Genomic DNA, 13,381 nt, shown 5'->3' on the forward strand with positions numbered 1-13,381 from the left:
ATTCAATCATGGCCAAACGAAGTGAAAAATTTGGAGCAGACGTTGCTCCTGCCGATAAGAAAAAAATCAACAAAGAAGGTCTTAAAAAAGCTATTTCTATTTTTAAGTTTACAGCTCCTTACAAAGGCACATTTGCCATTGGTTTTATATTCTTGATATTATCGCAGATAACCTCCATGAGTATTCCTTTGCTAATGGGACAAATGGTATCTTCGATTTTGTCGCCAAGCGAACAAAGTACCAATCCAATGGCCAATATGAGCCAAATGAGTCCGATTGGTCAACAAATGCAGGGGTCTATTATGGGGCTACCCAAGCTGTCGCTCGACCAAATGACCTTGTTATTTTTGGTTATTTTGGCAGCACAAGCCTTGTTTTCTTTTTTCAGAGTATATACTTTCTCTAGGGTTTCTGAAAAGTCGATGCGCGATGTCAGAAAAACATTGTATTCAAAAATGATTTCATTACCTACTACTTTTTTTGAGAAAAATCGTGTGGGCGAACTAATGAGCCGAATTACCTCCGACGTCACCCAACTCCAAGATGTATTATCAATTACATTGGCCGAGTTCTTCCGTCAGATTTTTACGCTTATTGGTGGGATTTGTTTGATTATTTATTTCTCAGGAAAGCTCACTTTATTTATGCTTTCTACATTTCCATTTTTAGTAGTTGCGGCTTTTTTCTTTGGTAAGTTTATTCGCAAAAACTCAAAAAAGGTACAAGAAGAACTAGCTCAAACCAATGTTATTGTAGAAGAAACCCTGCAGTCGGTCAATGTAGTAAAAGCCTTTACCAACGAAACCCTCGAAGTAAAACGTTATACCACTTCGCTTGAAAAAGTACTTTCATGGGCTTTAAAAACAGCTACCTATCGTGGTTCGTTTATCTCGTTCATCATTTTTGTGCTATTTGGTGCTATTGTGGGTGTAGTTTGGTACGGTGGGCATTTGGTACAAAACCATGAATTATCATTCGACAAACTTCTTACCTTTATCATTTATACGGGTTTTATTGGTGGCTCGGTGGGTGGCTTGGGCGATATGTATGCCCAAATTCAAAAAACCATTGGAGCTTCTGAGCGTATTTTAGAAATCTTGGGCGAAGAAAGCGAAGTAGAAATTACCGACCACACGAAGTCTGTTGACCTTAAAGGCGAGATTACTTATAAAAATGTGGCTTTTGCCTATCCGTCTCGTAAAGATATGGAGGTATTGAAAAATATATCTTTTGAGGTAAAAGCAGGCGAAAAAATTGCTTTAGTTGGCTATTCGGGCGGTGGCAAGTCAACGATTGTATCTTTGCTTATGCGATATTACAAACTATCGGGTGGACAAATTTTGGTAGATGGCAAAGACATCACCGACTATGATATTACAGCGTTGCGTCAAAATATAGCCATTGTACCACAAGAAGTAATGCTTTTTGGCGGTACAATCAAAGAGAATATTGCTTATGGTAATCCGAACGCCAGCGATACCGAAATCAGGGAAGCTGCACGTAAGGCAAATGCCCTCGACTTTATTGAGTCGTTTCCAGAACAATTAGAAACCATCGTGGGCGAGCGTGGCGTAAAACTATCGGGTGGACAACGCCAACGTATTGCAATTGCACGTGCTATTTTGAAAGACCCAGCTATCTTGATATTGGACGAAGCCACCAGTGCCCTCGACTCTGAATCGGAAAAGCTAGTACAAGATGCCCTCGATGCCCTTATGCAAAACCGCACAACCATTATTATTGCTCACCGATTGGCTACTATTAGAAATGTAGATACGATTTATGTTTTGAAAGAAGGCGAAATAGCCGAATCGGGCAAACACGAAAATTTACTTTTGGTCGAGGATGGAATTTATGCTAACTTGGTCAAGTTACAGTACGAGACAAGCTTAATAAGCGAGTAAAACGATGAATACTACCACCATAAAAAATACATTGAAGGCTTATAGCCTCCGACAAACTGAATGCCGAGAAGAAATTTTAGATATATTTCTTACAAAAGCATACGCTTTGGCTCATGCCGATGTCGAAACTCAAATGTCAGAAAAATTTGACCGTGTTACTGTTTATAGAACACTCAAAACTTTTTTGGACAAAGGCTTAATTCACAAAGTACTCGACGACGAAGGAGGTATCAAATACGCCCTTTGTAAAGACGATTGCCATACTTCCGACCATAAGCATCACCACGACCACGTGCATTTTAAATGTACTAACTGTGGGCTTACAACCTGCCTCGATCACGTTGTGATTCCTACTATAGCCCTGCCAGAAGGCTATAAACGCCAAGAAACAAACTTGTTGGTACAGGGTGTTTGTAAAGACTGTAGTAAGACGGCTTAGGCACTGTTAAGAAACTTTAACAGGCCAGCTTACCAATATCCAGAAACCTCTCCTAGTAAAGAGAGGTTTTTTATTTGTAGCTTTGTAAAAAATTAGTTGTATTGAAAGCTGACCCAGTCACGTTTATCTAGCTTATAAACATAGCATTATCCGAAATGAAGATTCTGGATTTATATATTCTCAAGAAGTTTCTGAAAACTTATGTTTTCGCTGTACTCATTATTGTAGCCATCATTGTAGTCATTGATTATACCGAAAAGGTAGATGATTTTATCAATAAAAAAGCCCCAACTTCGGCTATTCTTTTCGACTATTACCTCAACTTTATTCCTTACTGGGCTAATTATATTAGTCCGTTAATGGTATTTATTTCTACGGTATTTTTTACGGCCAACTTGGCGGCCCGTACCGAAATCATTGCTATTCTGAGTACTGGGGTAAGCTTTTTACGCCTGATGCGTCCTTACTTGATTGGTTCTACATTGGTGGCTATTATTACCTTTTTTATGGTAGCATGGATTATCCCGATTGCCAACAAAACCCGTATTACTTTTGAGCGGAAGTATGTAAAAGATACTTATTATTTCAGCGGTAGAGATGTTCATATCAAAATTGCTCCAGATGTGTATTCGTACATGGAAACCTACGACAACAACTCGAATGTTGGCTACCGATTTACCCTTGAAAAAATCAGCGACAACCAAATCAAAAGTAAATTATTGGCCGAGCGTATTACTTGGGACTCTACTCGTAGCAAATGGACAGTTCATGATTATCGTATCAGAACATTTTTGCCCGATGGCAAAGAAACCCTCAGCTACGGTACAAAGATTGACACGACGATTAATTTATCGCCTAAAGATTTTGATAGTAATTATCAGCTTCACGAAACCTTTACACTACCCGAGCTGAATCGCTATATTGACAAACTCAATTCGAGAGGGGCTGATGGCATAGAAATTTATATTGTTGAAAAATATATCCGCTTTGCCAATCCTTTTTCGATTATTATTCTTACCATGATTGGCTTGATTGTATCTGCCCGTAAATCGCGTGGTGGAGTCGGGTTTCAAATTGCCTTGGGCTTTATGTTGGCTTTTGTGTATATCATGTTTTTTATGATGAGTAAAGGCATGGCCGAGTCAGGAACAATGCCGCCACTACTGGCAGTTTGGCTTCCTAATATTATTTTTGGTGGTATTGGGGTTATCTTGTATTATACGATTCCGAGGTAAAACGAGTGTCAGGTAGATATTTGTTTTGATACCCACAAGAGGTTTTCTAAAAAACGATATGGCATTTCGCCAGTATTTTTTATGGTATATTTTCCAAAACAGTGCTGCTGCACAGCCTTATAGCATATAAGCTGTTTAATCGTTTGTCACTGGCAAATGTATTCGCTAGCTGATACGAAGATACTTATTATAGAAACTAGCGTATTTTCAGAAAGCTTAAAAACCCTGATTCCGAGCAACGTATCGGGGTTTTCATCAGCCTAACCAACAATAAGTTTAAACAGCTTCAATATTTATCATGCAACGACCACTAAAAGACTACCTTCAGTTACATTTCATTATCCTTATTTTAGGATTTACAGCCATATTAGGCACGCTTATTTCTATCCATTCTGTAAGTACCGTATTTTTCAGAACGTCGATTGCTACCATTGGCATTTATTTTTTTCTAAAAGCCCGCAAAGTCGATTTGAGTATTACCAGTACAGCCAAAGTCAAATTACTAGCAGTAGGATTTTTGATTTCGTTGCATTGGTTTTTGTTCTTTTTTGCTGCCAAAATTTCTACAGTAGCCATTTGTTTGGCGGGTTTTTCTACTGGTTCGTTATGGACAAGCTTTATCGAGCCATTTTGGTACAAAAGGAAAATTCGTATTTACGAGGTAATTCTTGGCTTGGTCGTTATAGGTGGATTGTATCTTATTTTTCTTTCCGAAGTCAACCATATTTGGGGCTTATTACTAGGAATGTTGGCGGCAATGCTTAGTGCCTTATTTTCGGTTATCAACTCAACCCTTACCCAGCGTTATCCATCTTCGCTAATTACTTTTTATGAAATGATGGGAGCAGCCATTACCTCTTTTGTTCCGTTGGTAATATTAGCACTCAACCACACCCTCAGCCTTGACATGATTATACCTCAAGGGTTAGACTGGCTATGGCTGGCTATTTTATCGTTGGTGTGTACGGTATACGCATTTACCGCAACAGTAGATTTATTATATAAATTTTCGGCATTTACCTTTAACCTTGCCCTCAACCTTGAGCCTATTTATGGAATAATATTTGCCTATTGTATTTTTGGCGAGAAAGAACAAATGACACAAGGATTTTATTGGGGTGCTACTATTATTTTGGCTTCTGTGTTGGTATATCCTTTGTTTAGTCGCCTCAGTCAGAAAAAGATAGCCTAAGTTTATAAATAGCCCAATCCTCAAATCATTTAGCATATTTATTAAACGGCTAGCCATATAATATATTAAATAGGGTAAATTTGTTGCATATTTGGCATCTTGAATCCAGTCAGGATACATTCCTTTTTTTGTTCAATGGCACTTGGACTCCTAGTTGTTTTTATCATTTGCCGTATTTTTTTGGTTTTAGCAATCTTATAAATATCGTTTATTTATTTTGAAACTCATACAAAGTAAAAGTTTTTCGCACTCTATCATTTGGGTCATTTTTTTGTTTACGGCTGTACCTATAGGTATCTTGGCCTTATACAATCATCCTTCAGTAGCCGACGACTATTGTTTTGCCTACATGACCCGTGATTATGGTTTTTGGGAAGGCCAAAAACTCTATTATGAAGGCTGGTCGGGACGGTATATTTCCAACATGCTTTTCCATGCAACGCCCTTAGCATTTGGTTATTTTGGCTTTGTCAAAGTAATGCCCTTTCTTATTTTGGCACTTCTTTTTCATTCGTTGTATGTTCTTTTGGGAGAATTGATTCCTACGAGTCGGCAAAATAGGCTTTTACTAACCCTTGTCTTTCTTAGCTTATATATATCGCAGTCGGCGAGTGTTCTTGACAACTTTTTTTGGTACACTTCGGTTTTTATTTTTCCTATTTCCATTTGTTATTGGCTGTATCTTATGGCGGTACTTATCCGATATTATCAGCCACAGTACAAGCATTTACAATGGGGTATCGGCAGCCTATGTGCTACTTTGGTATTTTTTATTGTAGGCTCCAATGAACTCATGATGCTATTTATTGTAGGTTTGTTGGCCAGTATTTGGGGGTATTGGCTAATATTTGAAAAGCGAATAGACAAACTTCTAACTATATTATTGATTATTGGAGCATTTTGTGCCTATTTCTTGGTAATCAAAGCACCCGGTAATCAAATCCGCATGCAAGGGAGTGTCCTTGGCGGTAATATTGTAGAGTCGTTGACAGATGCCCTGAAATCGGTTATAAAAGATGGCATAAAATGGACATTCCTTTCGCCACTGATTCCGCTGAGTATTTTGTTTATAGCTTGGTATCAAAAATTTGTGCCTCCAAGCAAATCTTACTTATTCCGTGCCAATCCTATTATTACTTTGTTAGTCCTATTTGGGTTGTTACTGGTCATGTTCTTTTCGATACATTATGGCAATCGTGATGGCGTACCTGACAGGGTCAAAAACGCCATATTTGCATTCTTTCTTTTTGGCTGGTTTTATCATCTTTTAGCTTTGATGACCCAGTTTCCACGCTTTTTTGCTTGGCCACTCAATAGCCAACTTATTGGTTTTGGGCTTATACTTTGGAGTATTTTTTTCTGGTATAAAAGTAGTAATATTCAAACTATGTATACCGACATTGTGTCGGGAACAGCCAAAGGGTATAGCCAAGAAATGGATGCCCGCTACCAGCTAATCCAAGCGACAAAGCGTGATACGGTGTATGTACAGCCTTTGAAAAATAGCCCAAAATCACTGTATTTTGATGAAATCAAAGACTCGCCCGACCACCTTTGGAACAAGTGCTATGCAACGTATTTTAATAAAAAGACTATTATTCTAAAAAATAAATAGATTATAGCCCATATAAAGCTCTTATCAATGCCTGAACAACACAATTTATTTATTTCAATCATTATTCCTTGTTTCAACGAGGAACAGGTTATTCGTCATACCTATCAACGAGTAACCCAAGCTATGAATAGCTTTACTCATGGAGGTTATGAATTGGTATTTATTAATGATGGTAGCCGAGACAGCACGTTGCTGATTTTGAAAGAACTTGCCCAAAACGATATACATGTAAAGATTCTGGGTTTTTCACGCAACTTTGGTCATCAGCCCGCTGTTACGGCAGGAATTCAGGCTTGTACTGGCGATGTTGCTATTATTATTGATGCCGATTTGCAAGACCCCCCTGAGCTTTTTCCTGCAATGGTACAAAAGCATATCGACGAAAAAGCCAATGTGGTATATGGTATGAGGGAAAAACGCAAAGGCGAAACATTCTTCAAGAAAATCACGGCTAGGGCTTTTTATAGAACTATCAATTTCTTGTCTGATACTCCCCTCCCTGTTGATACAGGTGATTTTAGGCTTATCGACAAACATGTGATTGAGGCATTCAAAAGCCTTCCCGAAAAGAACAAATACATTAGAGGCTTAATTACTTGGGTTGGTTTTAAGCAAGTACCTATAATGTATGTGCGAGAAGAGCGTTTTGCTGGCGAAACCAAATATCCACTTTCTAAAATGATAAAGTTTGCTTCTACAAGCTTACTATATTTTAGCAAAAAACCGCTCAAATTAGCTCTTGGCTTAGGCTCGCTTAGTATATTAGTGGGTATTTTATTGGCTATTTGGGTAATTTCAGGACTTATTTACCGCCCCAACACAATTGTACCGGGCTGGTCGTCGACGGTTATTGCGGTTATCTTTTTTGGAGGAGTTCAATTACTGACTATCGGTGTATTAGGAGAATATTTGGGCAATATGTTTGAAGAAATCAAAAATAGACCTGAGTATATTATTCATGAAAAAATCAATTTCACGAATTTGCCATAGGTTTTGTATTGAGTGTGGCGGCCTGTCACACTCAATACAAACTAACATTAGCGACCAATAGCCACTCTTCTCAAAATTGTATCAATTACCTGCATAGTAGTAATACCATCAGCTTCGGCTTCGTAGTTGAGCATAATACGGTGATTTAGCACATCTGGAGCAATTTCCTTGATATCTTCGGGCAATACATAGTCACGTTCGTCCAAATAAGCCAATACTTTTGAGGCCAAGTTCAGGTTGATAGTAGCCCTTGGCGATGCCCCAAACTGCACGTATCGGGCTTCGTCACGCAAACCATAATCACCGGGCTTTCGGGTCGCAAATATCAGTTCAATAATATAGCGTTCGAGGGTTTCGGAAATGGTTATTTTGTTGATTTCATTTCGAATTTCGGCAATATCTTCCTTGGTCAAAATTACCTTGGGTTTATAATTAAAATTCATGTTGGACATTTTTTGCATTACCTCCAGCTCTTGCTCTTTGTTGAGATACCCCATAAATACTTTGAGCATAAAACGGTCTACCTGAGCCTCGGGTAATGGGAAAGTCCCTTCTTGTTCTACGGGGTTTTGAGTAGCCAAAACCAAGAAAGGTTTGTCCAAAATATAGCTTTCATCGCCAATCGTTACTTGCTTTTCCTGCATGGCCTCCAAAAGTGCCGACTGCACTTTGGCGGGGGCACGGTTGATTTCATCAGCAAGGATAATATTAGCAAAAATAGGCCCTTTCCTTACCTCAAAGTCATCTAACTTACGGTTATAAATCATAGTACCGATAAGGTCGGCAGGAAGTAAGTCGGGTGTAAATTGGATTCGATGAAAGTTTAAATCCAAAATTTTGGCAAGGGTATTGATTGATAACGTTTTGGCAAGCCCGGGTACGCCTTCCAGCAAGACATGCCCTCCTGTGAATAGCCCAATAAGCAATCGGTTGGTCAAACGCTCATGACCAACTACGATTTTACCCATCTCTTCAAAAACTTGCTTTATTTTTGTCCGTGGAGTCATTATTCTATAAATAGTTGAAATATTAAAAGAAAGCAAGATAGCTTTGCCAGATAAAAATACCCAAAGGGCATGCTTCTTGACAATTTTACGAAAAAAAAGGCAAACCGCAAATCCTTCCTTACTTTATAGCAAGCCCTAGCCCAACAACAATTCATGAAACAATCCTTGAATTTGTCATTTGAAAGTGCAAATTTGGTAGAAAGTAATTAGTTTGCAGTAAAAAAAATAAAAAAGTGAAAACCATAAAGTCTATCTACCTCGCACCACTGGTATATTACAGCCTTGTAATATTGATATTACTATTTATTTTGGCTTTTGTTTTTCCTTTTGTATTCAACTTCGCCTTGCTATTTACCAGTATTTTTGGCCTATTATTGGTTACAGATATTTTTATTTTATATGGCACTCCTAAGGGTATTTTTGCTCGCAGGGCCGTTCCCGAACGCCTTTCCAATGGCGATACCAATGCTATATCTATTTATTTAGAAAACCATTACGCTTTGGGTATGAGCCTTGAGGTTATTGATGAAATTCCTTTTCAGTTTCAAAAAAGAGACTTATTGTTTCTTACCCAATTAGCTTCTGAAACAACCCAGATTATACAATATACCCTTCGCCCTACCAAACGTGGCGAATATAGCTTTGGGGCGGTTAATATTTTTGTAAAAAGTCCGTTGGGATTACTCAAAAAACGTTATCAGTTTTCTCAGGAAAAAACAGTAGCTGTATATCCGTCTTTTCTACAAATGCGTGAATACGAACTAAAAGCCCTTTCTAACCGACTCACCGAAACAGGTATCAAAAAAATTAGAAGAATAGGACATAGCCAAGAATTTGAGCAAATTCGACAATACGTCCAAGGCGACGATATTCGTACTATAAACTGGCAAGCTACAGCCCGCCGTAGCGAACTTATGGTTAATACTTTTCAAGACGAAAAATCTCAGAATATTTATTGCCTAATCGACAAAGGAAGAGTTATGAAAATGCCTTTTGAGGGGTTGTCGCTATTGGATTATGCGATTAATTCGACTTTGGTATTGGCCAATATTGCTTTACAAAAGCAAGATAAAGCTGGCGTTATTACTTTCTCTAATAAAATCGACCAAACCCTTTTGGCCGACCGCAAAGCTGGGCAACTTGTCAAGATTTTGGATTTGCTCTACAAACAAAAAACACTATACAGCGAAACCGACTATGAGGCTGTTTATATTCATACCAAAAAATACCTCAAACAGCGAAGTTTATTGATTTGTTATACCAATTTTGACACCTTATCGTCGATGAAACGTCAGCTTCCTTTTTTCCGAAAGTTGGCCAAAGAGCATTTGGTATTGGTTGTATTTTTTGAAAATACTAGCCTAAAAACTTTGTTACAAACTCAACCCACTACTACCGAAGAAATTTATCAAAAAACAATTGCAGAAAAGTATTTCTACGAAAAACAATTGATTGTAAAAGAGTTAGAGAAATTTGGGATTCAGGCACTCCTAACAACGCCTCAAAATCTTTCTATCAATACAATTAATAAATACTTGATGTTAAAAGCCCGAGGTGCTATTTAGCCTCAAATAATTTTGAAAGTTTAATTTCAGTAATTTACCGATAAGCTAATTATCACATTGAAGCTCAGGAGGCTAGTTAGCCATTTCTTTTCCTACGATATACCATGTATATCCTTCACTCATGGTATTCTGGAAGTTTACTACCGTAAAAACGCCCTTTTTTTTTGTTTTTTTTACCACTTACTAATCAGTCTTATCACGATTGCGTATATACTCATGAAAAGAATATATTTGTAATAGCAAACAACCAAATAGCATTGTCGTAACAAGTGCTTTTTATGAGGTTAATACCCCCCGATTTTCAAACAAATTATTCTATAAAAATATACTCGGTACATCCTTCAAATAATGATAAATTTTATACTTAGTTAAAAGTGTATAAACGATAATTGTTTACGATACACCCTACTTTGGGTTTGAATGAACGATTGATAGCAAGACTGGGGATGCACCTTTATGGTATTACTGAAGCACAAACTGACATAAAAACACACAGTCAGCTTTTTGTTACTGAACCCAAGACAATACAAACTCCTGATTAAGGGTATGACCGACAAACAGATTACTGCTAGGCTTGTATTGGCTTATAAAATGGCATCAGATCATAAGAAAAGTATTGTGGGCTAGCGTACAAACGGGTATCTCGATTATTTATTTTTATAAATTCTACTCCTCAAAATACCGCAAATATGGTATTTCCTCGACCCCTAAGTTTGTAAGGAATAATCCATAAAATACCATTCAAAGATTTTGCCTTGATTATTTTCTCTTATATCGAAAACGTACTATTGGTCTGTATCGAAAAAAGTTATTTGGTTTCTGACACGATTTTGCTTTATAAAACTCTATCCAATACAAGAATGAACTTACAATTCACACTACAACACGAACCTATATTGGGAAAAAACAGAATCCCAATCCGTCAGATTGTTTTACTGGAAGGTGATATTAATTACACCTACTGCTACTTGGGAAATGGACGCAAACTAGTATTTTCTACCACCCTCAAACATTTTGAATCCTTACTTTGTCCTTATGGTTTTTTAAGAATACACCGAGCCTATATCATCAATCCCCATTATTTACTTCATTGTGATATTGCTTTAAAATCAGTACACCTTGTCAATGGTATGACAGCTACTATTTCACGCAGAAAATGTAAGATACTGTCAAGTTTTACCAAAAAAAAGGCCTCATTAATGAATAAACAATAATGAGACCTTCTATTATCAAGCCAGTAAGTAGTTCTATACTTTATTAAATTCGTACAAAAGCGAGCCGAATGTAAACCCCATGTGGCTTAATATCCTCCTCTAAATTTGTAAGTATCAGCCACCTTTTTGATTGCTACAATATAAGCAGCAATACGCATTGGTACATTGAACTGCTGAGAGGTCAAAAAGACTTTATCGAAAGCGTCCTTCATAATTCTGTCAGAACGGCGGTTGATTCTATCAAGATTCCATTTATAGCCCATACGATTCTGTACCCACTCAAAATAAGATACAGTTACACCACCCGCATTAGCCAAAATATCGGGAACTACCAAGATACCCTTGTCATTGATAATATCATCGGCCGAGGCAGAAGTAGGGCCATTAGCTCCTTCTACAATCATTTTTGCCTGAATATAAGGTGCATTATCATGTGTAATCACATCTTCTTTGGCAGCAGGTACAAGTACGTCTACTTGTAGGGTTAATAAATCTTCGTTGGTAATTTTGCCAGCACCAGGGAAATTCTCTAAAGTACCTTTATTCAAATCTCTGTATTTAATTGCCCCGTCGATATCAATACCATTTTCGTTGTAGTATGCCCCCGATATATCAGAAATAGCCACAACCTTAACCCCTCTTTCGTGCAGCAATACTGCCGCATGCGAGCCAACATTACCAAATCCCTGTACAGCCGCAGTAGCCTTATAAGGATTGATTTTCAGTTTGTCCATACCAGCCAAAGCCGATACCATAACACCACGGCCAGTAGCCTCAGTACGCCCCAGCGAACCACCCAACACCAATGGCTTTCCTGTCACTACGGCATTGACAGTCATACCTTTAGCCTTTGAGTATTCATCCATTAGCCATGCCATTTCACGAGGGCCTGTTCCCATATCAGGGGCAGGTATATCACGGTCGGGGCCAAAAACATCTAACATTGCTACCGTATAGGCACGCATCAAACGCTCCATTTCGCCAGCCGACATCTCTCGTGGGTTACAAGCAATACCACCTTTTGCACCTCCATAAGGAATATCTACTACGGCACACTTCCAAGTCATCCAAGCAGCCAATGCACGTACCTCGTCAATATTTACGGCAGGGTCAAAACGTATACCCCCTTTGGCTGGCCCAAGGATATTTGAATGTATAACTCTGTGACCCTCAAATACTTTAATACGCCCATCATCCATTGTAATAGGTAAGCCAACCGTTACCTGACGAGCAGGTACTTTCAAGATATAATACATTTCTTCAGAGATCCCAAGTAGCTCGACAGCCTTGTCAAATCTCTGCATCATCGACTCAAGTGGGTTCTCTTTGTCTTTAATTGGAGCAGGTTCTATGTATGTCATGTTTTGTTCCTGTTTGTGGAAATTTAAGCTGGAGTCTAGGAATATTTACGGTTTTTATTAAAAAAATCACCATTTTTTTATTCTTGATAAAATCCAAATTAAACACCTAAAAAATCAATTTGTTAATGAAATATTCACAATATTGCATACCTTAAATGACAAAGTCAAGTGTTTTGTTTTTGAGTAGAAATACCTGATTTTAAGGCAAAAAGCACATTTTTACACTTTTTTTGATTTTTGCTTTTTAACTTTATGGATAATACTATCTTTTACCAAATAAGTATTGGCAAATTGCTAAAATTACGAAATTGTTATTTTTGAGAAAAATTTTATTATTTCTTGAAATATTTCAATCCAAGCAAAAACACACGTATATTTGCACAATTTTAAGGAAGTTCCCTTATCTTGGGATATTGACTAACTAAACTCATTGGTCCTATTATGATGAACACAGCATCGGCAGAAGAAAGAACCCGCTATTCTGAAGAAGAATTGAAAGAATTCGAGGAGTTAATCACTAAGAAATTAGAAGATACCCGTGGCGAATTAAATTACATTCGTGAGGCATTACACAAACGCAACGACCCTGGAACCGATGTAACTTCTGGTAGTTCAAAGCTTATGGAAGATGGTGCCGATACTTCTGAAAAAGAAAGTATGAGCCAATTGGCTGCTCGTTTGCAGAAATTTGCTACTCAGCTTGAAAATGCGTTGATTCGTATCAAAAATGGTACTTATGGCGTATGTATCGACACTGGAAAGCTGATTCCGAAAGAACGCTTGAGAGCAGTACCTCACACACAACAAACCATTGAGGCTAAGTTGATGAAACAACGTTAGGCCGTTTGTTGCTTTTTTG

The 13,381-nt window shown here is 37.9% G+C and carries 11 protein-coding genes; 9 read left to right on the forward strand and 2 right to left on the reverse strand.

Going from position 1 to position 13,381, the window contains the following annotated elements; translation table 11 throughout:
• Positions 1 to 8: 8 nt before the first annotated feature.
• The 6 genes from FLEMA_RS70985 (at position 9) to FLEMA_RS71010 (ending at position 7,375) form a co-directional block, all read left to right on the forward strand.
• Positions 9 to 1,904: an ABC transporter ATP-binding protein gene (locus FLEMA_RS70985; protein WP_044172261.1), complete on the forward strand. Its 1,896-nt coding sequence runs from the start codon at positions 9 to 11 to the stop codon at positions 1,902 to 1,904.
• A gap of 4 nt (positions 1,905 to 1,908) precedes the next feature.
• Positions 1,909 to 2,343, forward strand: a complete 435-nt coding sequence (locus FLEMA_RS70990; protein ID WP_044172264.1) for a Fur family transcriptional regulator — start codon at positions 1,909 to 1,911, stop codon at positions 2,341 to 2,343.
• 155 nt (positions 2,344 to 2,498) lie between these two features.
• Positions 2,499 to 3,578, forward strand: coding sequence for an LptF/LptG family permease (locus tag FLEMA_RS70995; protein WP_044172267.1), 1,080 nt, complete (start codon positions 2,499 to 2,501; stop codon positions 3,576 to 3,578).
• A gap of 298 nt (positions 3,579 to 3,876) precedes the next feature.
• Positions 3,877 to 4,770, forward strand: a complete 894-nt coding sequence (locus tag FLEMA_RS71000; protein WP_044172270.1) for a DMT family transporter — start codon at positions 3,877 to 3,879, stop codon at positions 4,768 to 4,770.
• A gap of 217 nt (positions 4,771 to 4,987) precedes the next feature.
• Positions 4,988 to 6,385, forward strand: a complete 1,398-nt coding sequence (locus FLEMA_RS71005; protein WP_044172273.1) for a DUF6056 family protein — start codon at positions 4,988 to 4,990, stop codon at positions 6,383 to 6,385.
• Between the two features lie 27 nt (positions 6,386 to 6,412).
• Complete coding sequence (locus FLEMA_RS71010; RefSeq protein WP_044172276.1) at positions 6,413 to 7,375, forward strand: glycosyltransferase; 963 nt, start codon at positions 6,413 to 6,415, stop codon at positions 7,373 to 7,375.
• Between the two features lie 47 nt (positions 7,376 to 7,422).
• Here the strand turns inward: FLEMA_RS71010 and FLEMA_RS0132870 are convergent, their stop codons facing one another.
• Complete coding sequence (locus tag FLEMA_RS0132870) at positions 7,423 to 8,382, reverse strand: AAA family ATPase (protein WP_026996433.1); 960 nt, start codon at positions 8,380 to 8,382, stop codon at positions 7,423 to 7,425.
• A gap of 233 nt (positions 8,383 to 8,615) precedes the next feature.
• On the opposite strand from FLEMA_RS0132870, the gene FLEMA_RS71015 reads away from it, so the two are divergent.
• Both FLEMA_RS71015 and FLEMA_RS71020 read left to right on the forward strand, forming a co-directional pair.
• Entirely contained in the window at positions 8,616 to 9,947 is a 1,332-nt protein-coding gene (locus FLEMA_RS71015) for a DUF58 domain-containing protein (protein WP_044172279.1), read from the forward strand.
• Between the two features lie 860 nt (positions 9,948 to 10,807).
• The gene (locus FLEMA_RS71020; protein ID WP_044172281.1) at positions 10,808 to 11,161 is read left to right on the forward strand and encodes a LytR/AlgR family response regulator transcription factor; all 354 of its coding nucleotides are present in this window, start codon (positions 10,808 to 10,810) and stop codon (positions 11,159 to 11,161) included.
• Between the two features lie 86 nt (positions 11,162 to 11,247).
• Here FLEMA_RS71020 and FLEMA_RS0132945 read toward each other — a convergent pair whose 3' ends face one another.
• Complete coding sequence (locus FLEMA_RS0132945; protein ID WP_026997870.1) at positions 11,248 to 12,522, reverse strand: Glu/Leu/Phe/Val family dehydrogenase; 1,275 nt, start codon at positions 12,520 to 12,522, stop codon at positions 11,248 to 11,250.
• Positions 12,523 to 12,963: 441 nt separating this feature from the next.
• Between FLEMA_RS0132945 and FLEMA_RS71025 the strand changes: the two genes are divergently transcribed.
• On the forward strand, positions 12,964 to 13,362 hold the full coding sequence (locus FLEMA_RS71025) for a TraR/DksA family transcriptional regulator (RefSeq protein WP_229359471.1): 399 nt from the start codon (positions 12,964 to 12,966) through the stop codon (positions 13,360 to 13,362).
• The last annotated feature ends 19 nt before the right edge of the window (positions 13,363 to 13,381 follow it).

Source organism: Flectobacillus major DSM 103 (assembly GCF_000427405.1).
GTDB classification, from domain to species: Bacteria; Bacteroidota; Bacteroidia; order Cytophagales; family Spirosomataceae; genus Flectobacillus; species Flectobacillus major.